The sequence below is a fragment of the Celerinatantimonas sediminis genome, assembly GCF_046054195.1.
Lineage (GTDB): Bacteria > Pseudomonadota > Gammaproteobacteria > Enterobacterales > Celerinatantimonadaceae > Celerinatantimonas.
The window spans coordinates 28287-45103 of record NZ_JBEQCS010000019.1 but is presented as its reverse complement, the minus strand read 5'-3'; the positions used below and the strand labels follow the sequence as shown (position 1 = coordinate 45103).

Below are 16817 nucleotides of genomic sequence, written 5' to 3'. Positions count from 1 at the left end.
AACTGTTAGTATATACAGTAGTTTATGAAGTGCAACTTTTTAAAGCCATGTTCTTTTTGTGACTAAATTTCCCAACAAACAAATGAGTTAGCCGTTAATACGCTCAGACTTTTGACACAAAGATGAAATTTTTCAAAATTGGCGATAAAATAGACGTATTCGTCATTAATTTGTCATGGTTATGATTATAAAAGGTCGTGTGGTTGATGTAGCCCAAAACAACCTCACCATTTGCCCTCGCGCGAAAAAGCAATGGATCCGCTGCAATTATATTGCTTTAGCAAATGGACAGGTTATCGAGGGACCATTGCAGATGAGCGAACAAATCTATCAAGCCCTGCAAAGTGGTCAATGTGTCGAATTTAAGCTAGGCCACTGGCATACCCGCAAAGCGGTAACCCATGTTCGCTTAGAAGACGGTTCAATCGTTGGCCGCAATAGTTTTTCCAGTAAACAACGATTAGCCCTATCGGTACTAACCGTTGCGTTATGCTACTGGGTTATTCGGGGGATTTTGCTGCATCTTGGCTAGCACTATCAAAGCTTTTTGCACCGACAAGTTCAGAGCGGTCCCATCCGCCCCCTAACGCAGCTATTAAGTTCACGCTATTAATCAGCTGAGTTTGTTGCAGTGATAACAAGCTCTGCTGTTCACTCAAGCTGGTTGCCTCAGTTGTTGCTACATCCAGATAATCTATCATCCCTGCAACATATTGATTGTAGGTAATTTTTGCAGATTCTTTAGCTGATGCAGTTGCTTGCTGCTGCTCTTTTAGCTCCTGGGTTAACACATGCGATTCGATAAGATAATTTTCGACCTCTTTTATTGCATCCAGTACGCTTTGCCGATAGCTTGCCACATCGGCGCGGTAGCTAGCGCGAGCTTGGCGAACCTCAGCACTGGTTCTGCCAAAATCCAACAGCGTTTCTGTGATGCTTGGTCCGATGGACCACATTCTCGCTGGCCACTCAAGCAAATCAGACCAATGGGAGCTTGAAAAACCGCCACTGGCAGTTAATGTGACATCCGGATAATACCCAGCAATGGCCACGCCAACCGCAGCGTTTGCCGCAGCGACAGTACGTTCAGCTTGCGCAACATCGGGACGCCGCTGCAGTAATTGCGATGGGATAGCCGTTGGAATAGCTGGCAGCTGATATTTAAAATCAACCGCTTTTATTGAAAAGTTCGACGCTGAACGCCCGATTAAGACCGCAATGGCATTTTCCATCTGTGCCCGTTGCCAAACTAAATCTAGTTTAGATGAGCGCGCACCATGCAACTGAGTACGCGCCTGCGCAAGAGCATCACGGGTTTCTTTACCCAATTTATACTGATTCTCGACAACCTTTAGATAACGCTGATAGATTTCGATATTCTTCTGATAAAGCTTAATTTTTTCATCGAGTATACGCAGCTCAAAATAATCCTGAGCCAACTCCGACTGCGCACTTAGGGTTGCCGATGCCAGCTCTGCGGCACTGGACTGGGCATTTGCACGCTCTTCTTCACGCGTTCTGCGAAGTTTTCCCCACAAGTCAACTTCCCAACTCACATCCCCTTCTACCGAATGGCTATTACTAATCACCCGGCTCGAACGTCCACGCGAGGAGCTTAACGATAACGAAACCTCCGGCGTTAGATCAGCGCCTGCTTCTTCAGCAAGAGCTCGCGCTTTTTGGTACTGTGCAAGATATTGCGCAACATTTTGGTTATTAATCGCGACCTGTTTCATCAGATTATCAAGCATTGCATCATGATAAACCTGCCACCAAGGACCTTTATCTTGGGCATCTTGTGGTTTGGCCAGTGACCAGCCTTTCGCCGCTTTGTACTGGTTACCAAGTGTGACTGTTTTGGGCTCTTTATAATCCGGCCCGACCATCGCACACCCTGCTAAGCTCGCCATGACAAGCCCCAGAACAGTTAAGCGTCCTAACGCTGTTATTTTTTGCAAACTGTTATCCTTCATAACTTAACGATTCTCTATGGACGATACGCCGCCATAAGCGCCGGGTATTAAAACTGAGTTTATCCATGTACAGATAAACAACTGGCGTTGTAAACAACGTCAAAAGCTGACTAAGGACCAAACCGCCGCAAATTGCGATCCCAAGCGGGCTTCGCAAATCAGCATCGCCACCGTGATCAATGGCCATTGGCAGCGCCCCGAAAAACGCAGCAAGAGATGTCATCAAAATCGGCCGAAACCGCTGGCAACACGCCTGATAAATTGCCTCTTCAGGGCTTAGCTTACGCTGGCGCTGAGCCTCTAGCGCAAAATCGATCATCATAATTGCATTTTTCTTCACCACCCCGATTAGCAACAAAATACCAATCAGAGCCACCACAGTGAGAGATGTTCCGGTAATTTCCATCAGCACTAATGCGCCCACACCAGCAGATGGCAATGTCGAAAGAATCGTCAGTGGATGTACATAACTTTCATAGAGCATCCCCAGCACAATATAAACCGCCGCAAGTGCGGCCATTAATAGCCATGGAATATTACTCACAAAGCTATTAAAGAGCATCGCATTGCCAGCAAAATCAGCCACTACATCACTTGGCATCCCTATTTTTGCGATGGCAGTTTTAATGGCCTGCTGAGCGGCCTGCAATGTCACACCATCAGCGGTATTAAATGCGATGGTAATGGTGGCAGAATGGCCCTGATGATGTACCGATAACGGGGCATTGGAGCTGGTGAGTGTGACAAAATCTTTAATTGGAATGACATCCCCATCATCATTGACAATTTTCAGATGGTTTAGCACATCGCTATTATCGGTGTAGTCACTAGTTAAGCCCATCACCACCGAATATTGGTTGAGCGGTTCATAAAGGTTGGCAATCTGGCGCTGACTAAACGAATTATTTAAAAGTGCATCGATATCTTTAACCGATACCCCTAGGCGTTTTGCCGCCGCGCGATTAATCACTAACTTAACCTGCTGGCCACCGGTTTGCTGGTCAGAGTCAACGCCAGATAACTGGGGCAATTTACTAAGAGCATCACGCACTTTTGGCGCCCATTGACGCAATTGACTGAGATCGTCGGATTGAAGGCTTAATTGATAACTGGCATTGGAGCGCCGACCGCCAAACATTAAATCACTCGCGGCCATCAAAAATAGGTCACCGCCTGCCATCTTCTGCGCTTTGGCATACAATCGGTTAGCCACCTCAGATGCTGAAGCGCTGCGCTGTGACAGCGGTTTTAAACGCACAAAGAAACGCCCTGAGTTACTTCCGCCGCGACCATTACTACTGACCGAACTCATAACACTGGCCACCGCAGGGTCACTTAAAATCAGCGATGTATAACGGCGCAGCCGCGGCTTCATTTGCGCAAACGAGGTACTTTGGTCAGCCGTTAACCCGCCCCAAATAATGCCGGTATCTTGGGTTGGGAAAAATCCCTTTGGCACCACCGCAAACAGATAAAAGTTAAGGCCAATCGTAACCAGCAAAGACAATAATGTGATTCGCCGATGTTTCAAACACCAGCGCAAACCGCTCTGATACGAGCTCTGCAACGCGTTAAAACCGCGCTCAATCCACCGATACACGCGAGGCTGGGCGCTACGCTGTTTTTGCCGGCGCAGCATTCGCGAGCACAGCATAGGGGTGAGCGTTAGAGAGATAAGCATCGAGATGAGCAATGAGACCGTTAGCGTCACCGCAAATTCACGGAACAATCGGCCAATAATACCGCCCATCAGCAACAGCGGAATAAACACAGCAATCAGCGATAAGGTCATCGATAACACCGTAAAGCCAACTTCTTTGGCCCCACGAAGCGATGCCCGAACAGGCCCATAACCGTCTTCAAGATGACGAGAAATATTCTCCAGCACCACAATCGCATCATCAACGACAAAGCCAGTCGCCACAATGAGCGCCATCAGTGAAAGGTTATCCAAGCTGTAATCTAATAGATACATCACCGCAAAGGTACCAATCAGAGACAGCGGCAGTGCAACCGCCGGAATCAGCAGTGCCCTGGCATTTCTTAAAAAGACAAAGACCACCGCAATTACTAATGACACCGCAATAATCAGCGTGCGCTCAGTCTCATGTAACGAGGAACGAATCGTTGGTGAGCGGTCCAATGTTGTGTGTAATTGCACATCACCTGGCAGTAACTTACGAAACAGCGGCAACTGCGCTTTAATCTCATTAATGGTTGAGAGCATATTGGCACCGGCGGCCAACGATATCCCAACGTTGATCGCTGGTTGATTATTGTAATAACCAACATTAAAGCGGTTCTGCACCGAATCGTAGACGTTTGCGACATCTTTCAGACGAATGGTCGCACCGTCTTTATAGGCAATAATGAGCGGACGATACTGTTTAGCTTTGGTGAGCTGACCATTGGAGTTGATCATCCAAGCAAAGCGATTACTTTGGATAATGCCTTTGGGAGACACGCTGGTTGCCGCAGCGATTTTTTTACGCACGGTTTCAAGCGAAATTCCATAATGGGTGAGCGCCTGTGGATGCAGATCGATGCGCACCGCTGGGAGTGAGGCACCAAATAGATTGACCTCGCCAACCCCTTTCACCTGAGCGATACGCTGCTCTAGCTGACTGGATGCTAAATCATACATCTGCCCGGTCGTTAGCTCATTCGAAGTAAGCGACAACATCAACACCGGCGCGGCTGCCGGGTTAGCTTTAAAGTAAGTTGGCAAGGTTCGCATACTGCTTGGCAGCAGCGCGCGAGAGGCGTTAATCGCCGCCTGCACATCACGAGCCGCGCCATTAATATCGCGGTCTAAATCAAACTGCAAGATAACATTTGTCGAGCCTTTTGAGCTCGTTGAAGTCATCTCATTGACCCCGGCAATCTGGCCAAGTGCTCGCTCAAGTGGCGTGGCAACCGTTGCCGCCATCGTTTCAGGACTAGCGCCAGAAAGAGAGGCGCGCACCATAATCACCGGAAATGAAACATTCGGCAGTGGCGCAACTGGCAACAGTCGAAAACCAATCACGCCTAAAGCCATGAGCGACAGGCTTAACAGCCACGTCGCCACTGGGCGCAAAATAAACGGACGAGAAATATTCATCCGTGCCTCCGCCGCCGAGTGAGGCGATCAAAGAACAGATAAATCACTGGTGTGGTAAACAGAGTTAGCACTTGGCTAAAGATCAATCCTCCGACAATCACAACCCCTAGCGGCGAGCGCAGTTCAGCACCCGAGCCATGGGCGAACATCAATGGCAAAGCACCTAACAAGGCAGCCATGGTCGTCATAAGAATCGGACGAAATCGCAATGAACAAGCTTGAGCAATCGCATCTCTAGGCGAGAGGTGCTGTTTTTGTTCAGCTTCCAGCGCAAAGTCGATCATCATAATGGCATTTTTCTTCACGATCCCAATCAGCAAAATCACCCCAATTAACGCAATTAAGCTAAATTCTGAATGGTCGAAAATAAGCGCTAAAAAGGCCCCGACCGCAGCCGTTGGCAGTGATGAGAGAATAGTGACTGGATGGATAAAGCTCTCGTACAAAATACCGAGCACCACATACATGGTCAAAAGAGCTGCCAGAATCAGATACAAGGTATTGCCCGTTGCTTTATCAAATGCCGATGCAGCTCCCTGATAAGTGAGGCTCATCCCAACAGGCAGGTTGAGCTGTTGGCGAATTTGCGTCAGTTGCTGCTGCGCTTGTTCAATTGATTTTCCATCGGGCAAATTAAATGACACCGTCACCGCCGGGATCTGATTCAGACGCGCCTGCATCAGCGCACCTGTTTCAAGTTTAACCGAAGCAACATCGGTTAGGCGCACCATTGGCGTTGAACTTGAATCAGAGCTCGAGCTTGAAGAAGAACTTGAACTACTACTTGAGGAGTCGCTATCCGATGAATCCGTATCGCCAGCAAGATAAATATTTTTCAAACTATCTGGGTTTAATTGATCATTTGGACTGACTTCAAGCACCACCCGATACTGGTTTGATTGAGTAAAAATTGTCGAAATCAAACGCTGGCCAAACGCATTGTAGAGTGCTGTATCCACATCATCAGCAGTTATGCCATAACGGGCAGCAATATCACGATGAATTTGAATATAGGCAATGCGCCCTTGGGTTTGTAAATTACTCACTACATCTTTAAACAAGCCGGTTTGGCGCATCGCCGCCATCAATTTAGGCGTCCAAGTTACCAACTCGCTACTATCAGTATCCGCTAAGTTAAATTGATACTGACTTGGCGTAACCTGATCATCAACGGTCAAATCTTGAAGTGACTGCAGATACAGATGGATGCCTGAAATATCAGCGACCTCTTTTTGCATCCGTTTAATAATCGCTGGCGCGCGCTCAGAGCGCTCATCAAACGATTTTAAGTTAATCAGCAAGCGACCACGGTTGAGGCTGATGTTCTGACCATCAACACCGACGGTTGCACTAATGCTATCTACCGCTGGGTCTTTAAGCAGCTTATCAACAACGAGCTGCTGGCGGCGCGCCATCTCTTTAAACGACACATCGTTGCTAGCAATGGTAATGCCACGTAATGAGCCAGTATCTTGAGAGGGGAAAAATCCTTTCGGGATCCACAAATATAAAGCAGCAGTTAGCGCCAGTAAAAAGACAAATACCCCAAGAGTTGCGCGTTGATGATTAAGCACCACATCCAGACATTTCTCATAGCCATGGAGTAATTTATCAAACAGCTGCCCACCTTTTTTATAGAACTTACTTTGCTGCTCTTCTGGAATATGACGCAACAGATACGCGCATAACATTGGCGTTAAAGTCAGCGAGACAATCATCGACACCGCAATGGCAACGGCCAACGTAATGGCAAATTCACGGAATAATCGCCCAACCACATCGCCCATAAATAACAGCGGGATCAGCACGGCAATCAAAGAGAAGGTCAGCGAAATAATGGTAAAGCCAATCTGCTTTGAGCCTTTAAGTGCTGCATTCATTGGCGTCTCGCCCTGCTCTAAATAGCGGGCGATGTTTTCCACCACCACAATCGCATCATCAATCACAAAGCCAGTTGCGATAGTCAGCGCCATTAAGGTCAGGTTATTTAAGCTAAATCCAGCCAGATACATCACGCCAAACGTCCCAATCAAGGACAACGGTACGGCGACACTTGGGATAAAGGTTGCGGCGATATTGCGTAAAAACAGAAATGTCACCATCACCACCAACGCGATGGATAACATCATTTCAAACTGCACATCACTGATAGACGCCTGAATGGTCTGCGTGCGGTCCGAAAGAATGGTCATTTTAACGCTACCCGGCAACAGTTGTTTTAAGCGTGGCAGTAACTGTTTCACCCGTGAGACAACCTCAATTACATTCGCCCCGGGTTGGCGTTTAATCTGAATGATAATGGCAGGTTTGCCGTTAGCGGTTGCCGATTGATATTCATCTTCACTGCCATGAATAACTTTAGCGACATCTTTTATTCTAAGCGCCGAGCCATTTTCGTATTTGATAATGAGATTGGCGTATTGCTCAGGGTTTCGCAGCTGATCATTAGCATCGATACTGACCGAATGATATTTGCCATCAAAACCACCTTTTGAGCCATTCACATTTTGCTCGTTAATGACTGTGTATAAGTCTTCAAGCGTTAAGTGATGAGCCGCCAATGCTTTGGGGTTGGCCTGAATACGCACCGCCAACTGGTGGCCGCCCGCTAAAGAGACCATCCCAACCCCAGAGATCTGGGAGATTTTCAGGGCAATTCGCGAGTTCACCAGATCCTGAACTTTATTTAAAGCCATCGAATCGGAGGTCACAGCAATAGTCATAATATCGCTGTCAGCGGGGTTTACTTTTTTATAGGTCGGTGGATTTGGCAAATCGTCAGGCAGCAATGAATCGGCTGAATTAAGAGCTGCCTGCACCTCTTGCTCCGCAACATCGAGCGAGAGTGATAGATTAAATTTGAGGGTAATAATCGACGCGCCACCAGAGCTGGTTGAATACATCTGATTCAACCCGGCCATTTCACCTAACTCTCGCTCAAGCGGTGCGGTCACGGCCGTTTCCATCACCTGCGAGCTCGCACCGGGATAGAGCGTCGTCACCTGAATGGTTGGATAATCAACCTGCGGCAAAGCCGAAACAGGCAACATTTTGTAAGCCAATAATCCGCTTAACAACACACCAACCATCAACAAAATGGTCGCAACGGGCCGGTTGATGAATAATCGAGAAGGGTTCATTGAGCATCCTTGGTCGATGCTTTCATAATTGTAACTTGACTACCTTCGGATAAATCATCGACACCGGTGGTAACCACCTGCTCGCCAACTTTAAGCCCTTTGACGACAACAATGCGATCTTCGCCATCAATCGAGCCGGTGACCACACTTTGTTTATGCGCTTTATTTTGTTTATCAATCACATAGACAAAATCACCAGAGTCACTTAGCTGAACCGCCGCTTTGGGGGCGACAACCGCATCTTTTAAGGTATTGATTTGCAATCGCACATTGACGAATTGATTCGGATAAAGGGTATCTTTTGAATTAGGGAAAATAGCTTTTAGCTTGACGGTACCAGTGCTTGAGTCAATTTGGTTGCTCACAAACTTAAGTTTGCCCTGGCCTAATAACTTATCACCCGTTTGGTTATACGCATCAACGGCAAAGGTTTTGCCCTTGCGAAGCCCTGGGACTACATCTGCCAAATGAGCCTGAGCAATGGTAAAGACCACTGCGATAGGGCGAGTTTGGGCAACATTTAAAATCTCAGTGCTATCGGCACTGACAAGGTTGCCAGGATCGGTTTGGCGAAGACCCGCGTAACCGCTAATCGGAGAACGAATGCGCGTGTAATCGATGTCTAATTTTGCTGAATCAATCTGCGCTTGGTCTGATTGAACCAGCCCTTGATATTCACCAACTTTCGCCGCTTGTTCTTGAAGATCTTGTTTTGAAAGCGAGTCTTGCTGATAAAGCTTTTTATAACGCGCTAAGGTTAATTTGGCATCTTGCAACAGCGCTTGGTTCTGCGCCAAATCGCCCTGATATTGTTTTAACGTCGCCTGATAAGCTCTATCATCGATACGCGCTAACAACTGGCCTTTTTTCACATATTGCCCTTCCGTGAAATAGACCTGCTCTAAAGTGCCGCTCACCCGGCTGGTAATGGTCACCGAGTAATTAGCCTGAACGCTTCCCAACGCATCCAGATAAACAGGCACATTTGCCGTTGTTACCGACTCCGCATAAACAGGCTGTGGACCACTTTTACCACCCGGCATCGTACCGTGATGACGACCATGACGCCCAGGTGGACCTTTTTGCATCTGCGCTGAATTATCGGTTTTGGTATGGCTCTGATGGTACCAATACCAGCCACCGCCTGCTGCGATAATGAGTAAAACGACAATGACAGGCAGTAGAATCTTTCCTGATGTTCGGAGGGAATTTATTTGCATTACAATCCTTTTTAGCGCCATGGACTATCAATAGTCGATATACAAGACAGGCTATTATTGAGCATGTAATTATAGTGATATGGCTACTTAAAAATATCAAAGAAAATAACAACTAAAGACGTTATTTTACGCTCCTTTACACCCACTATAAATTACCGAAAACCGATACATTTAGCCTACTATCGGCTATTTTAACGATCAATTAATGTTTTCATAACTAAATGAGTACGCACTAAGGTGACCCCAGGCAGCTGTTCCAGTTCATCGCGAATTTGCTCTAAGCGACTCATTGTAAAGGTTTCTACATAGATCATCAGATCAATCTGACCACTGATAAACTGGCAACTGCGCACTTCCGGAATGCGAGCAATCAATGGTTGATAGTCATTGCACTGAGTATCATGGTTATGCACTTCAAAATAAGCACATAATGCTTCGCCATGATTCGGGTCGAGCACTTTAGCATGATAGCCTGCCAAAATACCTTTGCGTTCTAGCTGATTAATTCGCTCTTGGGTTGCTGAGCGCGACAGATTAATCGAGCGAGCAATGGCACTGACAGAAAGCCGCGCATCTTGGGCTAATAATGCCACAATCTGTTGATCAAATTTATCCATATTATTTTTCGCTCTGCAATTTTTATCTCTTATAACAATGAGTTAAAGATTGAGCAAGTTGCCTTTTTACGCTCACTAACAATTTACAGTCTAAAGACGCTAAATTCATTACTAAAACCGCGAATTTAACGTCTGTGAATCGATTGAAAATCACTTATCATTCTCCCATATTTTTTCATTTACTGCTGCTGTGATTGGAGCTTTGCTCATGAGTCGTCTTAAACCCCAATTAGGTTTGTTCCAAGGTATTGCGTTGCTTGCTACGACCATGCTTGGCACCGGAATTTTTGTCGTCCCGGCGATAACCGCCGAACAAACTGGCTCAGTTTCTTTACTGGCTTGGGGTGTATTGCTCGTCTTAACATTGCCAATTGCATTTACTTTCGCCGCATTGGGGAAAAAAGACCCTCACGCAGGCGGCGTTCCGCATATCGTTGGCAAAGCTCTGGGGCGCTCCAGTGAAAGATTAACAGCATTTTTGTTTTTTACTATTTTACCCGTTGGAATGCCGGCATCACTGGTGATTGGTAGTGACTTTATTCAAGCATTAATCCCTTTAAGCGCCTGGCAAAATTTGCTACTTCAGTTGGCCATGCTGGCGGCAATGTTTGTGCTGGGATTAATAGGAGCCAAAGCCAGTGGCCAGTTGCAGGTACTAATCGCGGCTTTAATTATTGCGCTCATTGGCGCGCTTTGGATAACCATCGCCCCGAAAGGGATAGATTTTCAAATTCAGCCACTTCATCATGTTAGCTCATTAACAGATGCGCTAGGGCTAATGTTCTGGTGTGTTATTGGTATCGAAGCCTTTTCGCATATGGGTGAAGAGTTTCGCCGACCTGAGCGAGATTTTCCGCTGGCGTTGATTATAGGCACGCTGGTTACTTTATTAATCTACTGGGCCGCTAGCGTGTTGGTGTTAAAAGATCTACCGCTACTTGTCGGAGCGCCGAGCTCGGCATCGCTGGGGAAAATGGCCACCATTCATTTAGGTCCGCTCACTGGCACACTCGTAACCGTGCTTGGTTTTTTGGCCTGTTTTGCCAGCACCAATGTTTATGTCCAAGGCTATGCCCGGCTATTATGGAGCATGGCAGATGAGGGCAAACTGCCACAATTTTTAGCCAAGCTTAATCATAACAAAGTGCCAGTTGTCTCACTGATTGCGATTAGCATTCTATCGTTAATTGTCACGGTTGGAGCATGGGCACTCGGGCTAAAACTTTCTCAATTGCTGCTTTATACCAATGGTAATTTTATCGTGATCTACCTGTTGGCAATGATTGCCGGAGTGATATTGCTAAAAGGGCTCCAGCGCTATGTTGCGCTGGGAGCTGCGGTGATTACTTTGCTATTTAGTTACAGCCTTGGCCATTCGATGAGCTACGTCATCTATCTGAGTATTGGCTTTTTACTGGCGGTCAAACTCTGGCAACTCTTTAAGCATTTGGGGCAAAACGCGTCGCGGCAAAACAATTAAGTAATCGATGCATGGCATAAACGGCCATCAAACCAAAAAAGGCGGCCACAGCGACACTACTAAAGCGATATAGCGCACTAAAAAAGATATCACCGCCGGGAGAGAGATACTGACCGAATAAAATCCCGGTGGTAGTCATCGCCGAAAAACCAATCCCAGTGCCTTTGCCCTCTTTAAGATGAGCGTGACAAAACCAGAAAATGCCTCCCCACAATAATGGCGCATACAAAAATAACGAATTATTGTGGCTATACAGCAGCAGTTGCACGGCCAACCCAAAGGTGACCCCAATTAATGTCCCAAAGGTACGCTTGCGTGCATAAGTTAGCGAACCATTCCAATGCATTGGGAACAACAATAAAATCGTCGTTACCTGCGCAGATAATGAGTCTTTGAGATCAAAAATCTGAAATGCTAAAAACGATCCGGTAGCAACCACCGAGCCCATCAAAATTTCATGGCGAACTCGCTGCACATTTTTATCAGGCTTAGGCGGTAACGCTGGCGGCTGTGTCGGTGGGATCAACTGCATCAATACTAAAGCAATCGCACTGGTAATTACCGAAGCCCACAGGTTGTTAGCAATCATGTCGTTTACATCAACGCTCTGATAGCTTGCAAAATGCAGCAGTACACTTAAATAAAGTACACCGTTACAGCCAAAGGTAATGAACCCTCGGGACATCATATAAAACCAGAACAAGAACATGCCAAAGGCTAAAATAGTCATGGCCAGTGGATGAGAACCGAACATCCCCGAAACAAGACCTGCCTGCAGACAAGCAACCACGGCTGAGCCGATGTTTTCTTTCACGGTGCGCCAGGTAAATACTGGCACAACCGCAAGCAGCAACACAGGCGTGACCGTATAGAACACGCCATAATTCCAGTTCATGGTCTGAGAGATGATAAAACCCAGCACACAGCCAAAAGCGACTCGCAACATCCGTCGCAATTCATCATCGCCAAGTGCTCGTTGCCATAGTTGCATCAACGCTCTCCTGAATTAATAGATAAAGTGTAAGGCACTGATTGCCCAGATCTGCACTTTGGCAACGCCGCTAAGCAGAGTTGACGAAGGCAATAGCTGAACCGTCGCTCTGGCACCTGATGCCAACTCTGGCATATCGTTCACTTTCAGATGTACCCGCAGACGCTGCGCATCACGGACCCAACGGTTTGACGTTGTAGGCGTTGCTAATACCCCATTGGCATTAAACTGGCCACTACTCACCCCAGCATCAATGCCTTCAACTGTTGCGTCAAAAAGCACGCCAGGATGAGAGTCAAAAGCAACGACAGCTTTGGAACCCGGCTGCACATGACGTAAGTTTTTCTCACGAAAATCAGCTACGACATCAATTTTATCAGCCACGATCGCAAGCAACGGTTGACCGCTATCAGCCATCGTTCCGCTTTGCAGTTGCATGTTACTCACCACGCCATCTTGCGAGGCACTCACCTGGGTATACGATAAATTCAGCTTGGCATTATCCAACTGGTTATGCGCTTGGCGTAATAACAAGTTATCAGGGCCTTTAATACCACGTTGAACTTTTAGCCCTTGTAATTTAGCTACCGCCATATCATAAGAAGCTTGAGCAGTTTGCTCTTCACTAATAGCCTGATCTTCACGCGATGATGACACCGCATGTTGGCGATAAAGCTTGGCTATTCGCTGGGCATCTCGTTTACGCTGATGCAAGACTGCGGCCGTTGATTGGATCTCAGCTTGTGCCGATTTAATCGATGCATCTAACTCATCATTGGTCAGTTTTGCCTGACGCAACGCTAATTTAGCCTTGTCTAATGCCAGCTGATAAGGACGTGAGTCGATAGAGAACAACGGCTCACCCGCTTTGACTTTCTGGTTATTAACAACATCCACTTGAGTCACGGTTCCGCTCACTTGCGGACTGACCTGAATTACCGGACGCTCAACCATTGCCTGAGGTGTCACAGGCATTTTTAAATCGGCAATCAGGTAATAAACAAATAGCAGGCAAAATAAAATACAAACACGCCGAACCCAGCGGCTAAAGAGCTGGTCAGCCGTTAATTTATGTTTTGTCATAGAATTTCTAGATAGATTAAAGTTCTTTGTCGAGGACGAGAGCGTTACTAGAGATTTGTGCCAGAACCGCTTCAAACTCTTGGAGTTGACGTTCATCGACATTCTTAAGAAGTGCTTTTCGTACAGTTAAAATGCGCTGCGCGATTTCATCGAGCAGCTCGGCGCCTTGATCCGTCATGCTGACGATTCGCGCACGTTTATCATGTTGGCTGCTATAACGCACAATATAGCCCTGCTCTTCCAGTTGTCCGAGCGTGCGCATCAATGAAGGCAATTCAATTTCAAGCGCATCAGCTAAACGTTTTTGGGTGACATCCCCTTCAAGGCGAGCCAATTTCCACAGTGCAGTCCAACGAGGATGCGTCAAGCCCAATGGATGCAGACAACGGTCGGCGACACTGCGCCATAATCGACTAGCACGCCCTAATTTTTCCGCTAAGGCATGTTCCATCAATTGTTCTGAAGTCAACTCATCCAAGTTCATAACGATCTCTCTTGTGTAACAGGAAGTAGCATTATAGTTAATTAGCAGGCTAAGTAAATAGCTAGTTAAAAAAATAATTATTACTAAAAAGATAACGATATATTTCTCACTTAAATATTAACCAGCTGTTTTTTAATACATATTTATTAAAAATGAGCATCATTTATTCTAATTAATGATCTTGAAATATTTTTATTGAGAATAATAATCATTATTATAACTAATTGATTTTATTAAATTTTATTTATTTTTAACTTGGTTGTAACAAAATAGTGAGTTATGCTAATTATAATCTGATCACTTTTGCCCACTAGGAGGCCTCTATGCAGGGAAATCCACAGATCGTCCAGTTGCTCAATAAAGTACTGACTTATGAGCTAACTTCGATCAACCAATTCTTCCTCCATGCCCGTATGTTTGGTAACTGGGGGTTTGAAGTACTCAATAAGGCTTGCTACAAGAAATCAATCAAAGATATGAAGCAGGCCGATAAACTCATTGAACGAGTCTTATTCTTAGAAGGGCTCCCTAACCTGCAGGCATTAGGGGCGCTAAGAATTGGCGAGCAAAGTAAAGAAATGCTTGAATGCAATTTGCAATTTCTAAATGACCAATTGCCTTTATTGCGCCAAGCTGTGGGCTTTTGTGAACAACAAACGGACTATGTCAGCCGTGATCTTCTCCAAGACATCCTTGATGATGAAGAAGAACATATTGACTGGCTGGAAGCTCAGCTTTACCAGATCTCCGTGATCGGAGAAGAGAAATATCTGCAAACGAAAATTTCGGAGGATGAGTAATTATGCAAGGAAAACCCGTTGTTATTGATGCGTTGAATCGGTTACTTTCCAATGAACTCACTGCAATGGATCAATACCTAATCCATTCGCGGATGTATGGTGATTGGGGTTATAGCAAGTTATTTGAAAGGATTGAACACGAATCGCTTGAAGAGCGTGAACACATTTCAATCCTCATCGAGCGCATTCTATTTTTAGAAGGCACGCCTGATATGGTCACTCGCGATCCGATTAAAGTGGGTCACGACGTTCCTAGCATGCTAGAAAACGACCTTCAGGTTGAATACCGCGTCGATAATCTACTTAAAGAATCGATGGAGTTGTGTGAAAAAGAACAAGATTATGTCACCAAAAAAGCGCTACAACGCCTGATTGATGACACCGAAACTGACCATGCCCATTGGTTAGAGCAGCAGCTTAAACAGATTAAGCTACTGGGCCTTGAAACTTATTTGCAAGCTCAGCTATAAGTCCTAGCAGGTGGTTTTACCGCCTGCTCGCTTTTACGCAGCAATGATATATCCCAGAGCCACCGCAATAAAAATAATCATTCCCGCATAATTGTTATTTAAGAATGCCTTAAAGCAGTTTTCTCGCTCACGAAAACGCGCCAAATATTGCTGGTAAAGAAATAATCCACCCGCGGCTAACAGTCCGATAAAATAAACTGGCGAAAGATGATGCAATTCCCCCACCACCGCCAGCAACAGCAAAGTTACCAGCTGCAAAACACCGATCATCAGCTTATCAAAACGCCCGAACAACACAGCTGTTGATTTAATCCCGACTTTAATATCGTCATCTCTATCAACCATCGCATAAAACGTATCGTAAGCGACCGTCCAACAGAAATTCGCAATGAGTAATAGCCAAGCTTCTAATGGCAAATGGCCACTTTGCGCTGCATAAGCCATTGGAATTGCCCAGCTGTAAGCAAGGCCTAAAAACATCTGGGGCAGATTCGTATAACGCTTCATAAATGGATAAATTGCCGCTAACACAACGGCAATAAAAGACAGTTCAATGGTCAATCGATTTTGCGTCAATACCATTAAAAATGAAGCGACCACCAACGCGCCAAACAGACACAGCGCTTGCACCGTGGTTATTTGTCCCGAAGGAAATGGCCGAGAGCTAGTTCGCTTCACAAAGCCATCCACTTTGCGATCAGCAAAATCATTGATGACACACCCAGCTGAGCGCATCATCACCACGCCCAGTACAAAAACGACTAACACGCCTGGGTCTGGAAATCCGTCAGCAGCCAACCATAATGCCCAAAGAGTCGGCCATAGCAGCAGCAATGAACCAATGGGTTTATTCAATCGCATCAAGTGCACATAGACCATCCATCTGGGCTGCTCACTGACCATTAACATGTCTCCAAATAGGCCGGACTTGCCGGCAAAAAAAGTTCCTGAACCAACACCGGAATACTTCGATATGAGTAAATACTTAAACGCGCCCAAAGCGTTTGTTCAGCCACACTAACACAACCATAGTGACGGGCAATATCACCATTTTGTGCTTGCGCAAACAACAGCTCTCCAAGCGGCTGATTTGCCAGCTCATTTAATGCACTGCAGGGCTCGATATCAGGCCAGAGGCTTCTGGCAAAAACCCAATTAACACCATCGCCTTGCAGATAAACTTCGCGGATACGATAGTGCGCCAAATCTCCCATCAGCGCAGCCTCATGAACATATGGCTGATTGCAAAACGCATCAAGCTGACACACCGAAAATTTCTTAGTGCACGATTTTAGCCGTTGTGTGAGTGAGCCTCTGTCACTTAAATAGTGACCAAGACCTAGTGACACATCCGTTGGCAATACCCGCTGCCAATCAATCGATGCTAATAATGATGAATAATTTTCGCCGCTCATCGCTCTTTTATAGTAAGTTTATCATGCTTTTCATCTGTGAT

General features: G+C 46.1%; 14 protein-coding genes. 4 read left to right on the top strand and 10 right to left on the bottom strand.

Annotation, left to right across the window (positions count from 1 at the left end; all coding sequences use genetic code 11):
- Positions 1 to 175 precede the first annotated feature (175 nt).
- The gene (locus ABTQ23_RS17660) at positions 176 to 532 is read left to right on the top strand and encodes a hypothetical protein (RefSeq protein WP_408617078.1); all 357 of its coding nucleotides are present in this window, start codon (positions 176 to 178) and stop codon (positions 530 to 532) included.
- Here ABTQ23_RS17660 and ABTQ23_RS17655 read toward each other — a convergent pair.
- From ABTQ23_RS17655 to ABTQ23_RS17635, 5 genes are all read right to left on the bottom strand, one after another.
- On the bottom strand, positions 501 to 1910 hold the full coding sequence (locus ABTQ23_RS17655; RefSeq protein WP_408617126.1) for an efflux transporter outer membrane subunit: 1410 nt from the start codon (positions 1908 to 1910) through the stop codon (positions 501 to 503). The two genes, ABTQ23_RS17660 and ABTQ23_RS17655, sit on opposite strands and share 32 nt — an antisense overlap.
- Before the next feature lie 52 nt (positions 1911 to 1962).
- The gene (locus ABTQ23_RS17650) at positions 1963 to 5076 is read right to left on the bottom strand and encodes an efflux RND transporter permease subunit (RefSeq protein WP_408617077.1); all 3114 of its coding nucleotides are present in this window, start codon (positions 5074 to 5076) and stop codon (positions 1963 to 1965) included.
- A complete protein-coding gene (locus tag ABTQ23_RS17645) occupies positions 5073 to 8216 on the bottom strand; it encodes an efflux RND transporter permease subunit (protein WP_408617076.1) in 3144 nt (1047 codons plus the stop codon). The genes ABTQ23_RS17650 and ABTQ23_RS17645 overlap by 4 nt, the downstream gene beginning before the upstream one ends.
- Complete coding sequence (locus tag ABTQ23_RS17640) at positions 8213 to 9436, bottom strand: MdtA/MuxA family multidrug efflux RND transporter periplasmic adaptor subunit (RefSeq protein ID WP_408617075.1); 1224 nt, start codon at positions 9434 to 9436, stop codon at positions 8213 to 8215. Before ABTQ23_RS17640 ends, ABTQ23_RS17645 begins: the two co-directional genes overlap by 4 nt.
- A gap of 191 nt (positions 9437 to 9627) precedes the next feature.
- Positions 9628 to 10053, bottom strand: a complete 426-nt coding sequence (locus ABTQ23_RS17635; protein ID WP_408617074.1) for an Lrp/AsnC family transcriptional regulator — start codon at positions 10051 to 10053, stop codon at positions 9628 to 9630.
- A gap of 208 nt (positions 10054 to 10261) precedes the next feature.
- Here ABTQ23_RS17635 and yjeH point away from each other — a divergent pair, with 208 nt between their 5' ends.
- Positions 10262 to 11533, top strand: a complete 1272-nt coding sequence (gene yjeH, locus ABTQ23_RS17630; RefSeq protein ID WP_408617073.1) for an L-methionine/branched-chain amino acid transporter — start codon at positions 10262 to 10264, stop codon at positions 11531 to 11533.
- Here the strand turns inward: yjeH and ABTQ23_RS17625 are convergent.
- Genes ABTQ23_RS17625 through ABTQ23_RS17615 form a run of 3 tightly spaced genes read right to left on the bottom strand, consistent with a single transcriptional unit; the run spans position 11493 to position 14091 of the window.
- Complete coding sequence (locus ABTQ23_RS17625) at positions 11493 to 12524, bottom strand: DUF2955 domain-containing protein (protein ID WP_408617072.1); 1032 nt, start codon at positions 12522 to 12524, stop codon at positions 11493 to 11495. The two genes, yjeH and ABTQ23_RS17625, sit on opposite strands and share 41 nt — an antisense overlap.
- A gap of 15 nt (positions 12525 to 12539) precedes the next feature.
- Positions 12540 to 13607, bottom strand: a complete 1068-nt coding sequence (locus ABTQ23_RS17620; protein ID WP_408617071.1) for an HlyD family secretion protein — start codon at positions 13605 to 13607, stop codon at positions 12540 to 12542.
- A gap of 16 nt (positions 13608 to 13623) precedes the next feature.
- Entirely contained in the window at positions 13624 to 14091 is a 468-nt protein-coding gene (locus ABTQ23_RS17615; RefSeq protein WP_408617070.1) for a MarR family transcriptional regulator, read from the bottom strand.
- A 323-nt stretch (positions 14092 to 14414) separates the two neighbouring features.
- On the opposite strand from ABTQ23_RS17615, the gene bfr (ABTQ23_RS17610) reads away from it, so the two are divergent.
- Positions 14415 to 14891 (top strand): bacterioferritin, encoded by a 477-nt coding sequence (gene bfr / locus ABTQ23_RS17610; protein ID WP_408617069.1) that lies wholly within the window; start codon positions 14415 to 14417, stop codon positions 14889 to 14891.
- 2 nt (positions 14892 to 14893) lie between these two features.
- A complete protein-coding gene (gene bfr / locus ABTQ23_RS17605; RefSeq protein WP_408617068.1) occupies positions 14894 to 15361 on the top strand; it encodes a bacterioferritin in 468 nt (155 codons plus the stop codon).
- Between the two features lie 33 nt (positions 15362 to 15394).
- On the opposite strand, the gene ubiA is transcribed toward bfr (ABTQ23_RS17605), so the two are convergent.
- Entirely contained in the window at positions 15395 to 16264 is an 870-nt protein-coding gene (gene ubiA / locus ABTQ23_RS17600; RefSeq protein WP_408617067.1) for a 4-hydroxybenzoate octaprenyltransferase, read from the bottom strand.
- Entirely contained in the window at positions 16264 to 16776 is a 513-nt protein-coding gene (locus ABTQ23_RS17595; protein WP_408617066.1) for a chorismate--pyruvate lyase family protein, read from the bottom strand. The genes ubiA and ABTQ23_RS17595 overlap by 1 nt, the downstream gene beginning before the upstream one ends.
- Positions 16777 to 16817: the final 41 nt, after the last annotated feature.

Excerpts from the sequence above, each read along its gene's own strand:
- ABTQ23_RS17660 (WP_408617078.1), top strand. The coding sequence starts at position 176 with ATGGTTATGATTATAAAAGGTCGTGTGGTTGATGTAGCCCAAAACAAC.
- ABTQ23_RS17655 (WP_408617126.1), bottom strand. The coding sequence starts at position 1,910 with ATGGCGAGCTTAGCAGGGTGTGCGATGGTCGGGCCGGATTATAAAGAG.
- ABTQ23_RS17650 (WP_408617077.1), bottom strand. The coding sequence starts at position 5,076 with ATGAATATTTCTCGTCCGTTTATTTTGCGCCCAGTGGCGACGTGGCTG.
- ABTQ23_RS17645 (WP_408617076.1), bottom strand. The coding sequence starts at position 8,216 with ATGAACCCTTCTCGATTATTCATCAACCGGCCCGTTGCGACCATTTTG.
- ABTQ23_RS17640 (WP_408617075.1), bottom strand. The coding sequence starts at position 9,436 with ATGCAAATAAATTCCCTCCGAACATCAGGAAAGATTCTACTGCCTGTC.
- ABTQ23_RS17635 (WP_408617074.1), bottom strand. The coding sequence starts at position 10,053 with ATGGATAAATTTGATCAACAGATTGTGGCATTATTAGCCCAAGATGCG.
- yjeH (WP_408617073.1), top strand. The coding sequence starts at position 10,262 with ATGAGTCGTCTTAAACCCCAATTAGGTTTGTTCCAAGGTATTGCGTTG.
- ABTQ23_RS17625 (WP_408617072.1), bottom strand. The coding sequence starts at position 12,524 with ATGCAACTATGGCAACGAGCACTTGGCGATGATGAATTGCGACGGATG.
- ABTQ23_RS17620 (WP_408617071.1), bottom strand. The coding sequence starts at position 13,607 with ATGACAAAACATAAATTAACGGCTGACCAGCTCTTTAGCCGCTGGGTT.
- ABTQ23_RS17615 (WP_408617070.1), bottom strand. The coding sequence starts at position 14,091 with ATGAACTTGGATGAGTTGACTTCAGAACAATTGATGGAACATGCCTTA.
- bfr (WP_408617069.1), top strand. The coding sequence starts at position 14,415 with ATGCAGGGAAATCCACAGATCGTCCAGTTGCTCAATAAAGTACTGACT.
- bfr (WP_408617068.1), top strand. The coding sequence starts at position 14,894 with ATGCAAGGAAAACCCGTTGTTATTGATGCGTTGAATCGGTTACTTTCC.
- ubiA (WP_408617067.1), bottom strand. The coding sequence starts at position 16,264 with ATGGTCAGTGAGCAGCCCAGATGGATGGTCTATGTGCACTTGATGCGA.
- ABTQ23_RS17595 (WP_408617066.1), bottom strand. The coding sequence starts at position 16,776 with ATGAGCGGCGAAAATTATTCATCATTATTAGCATCGATTGATTGGCAG.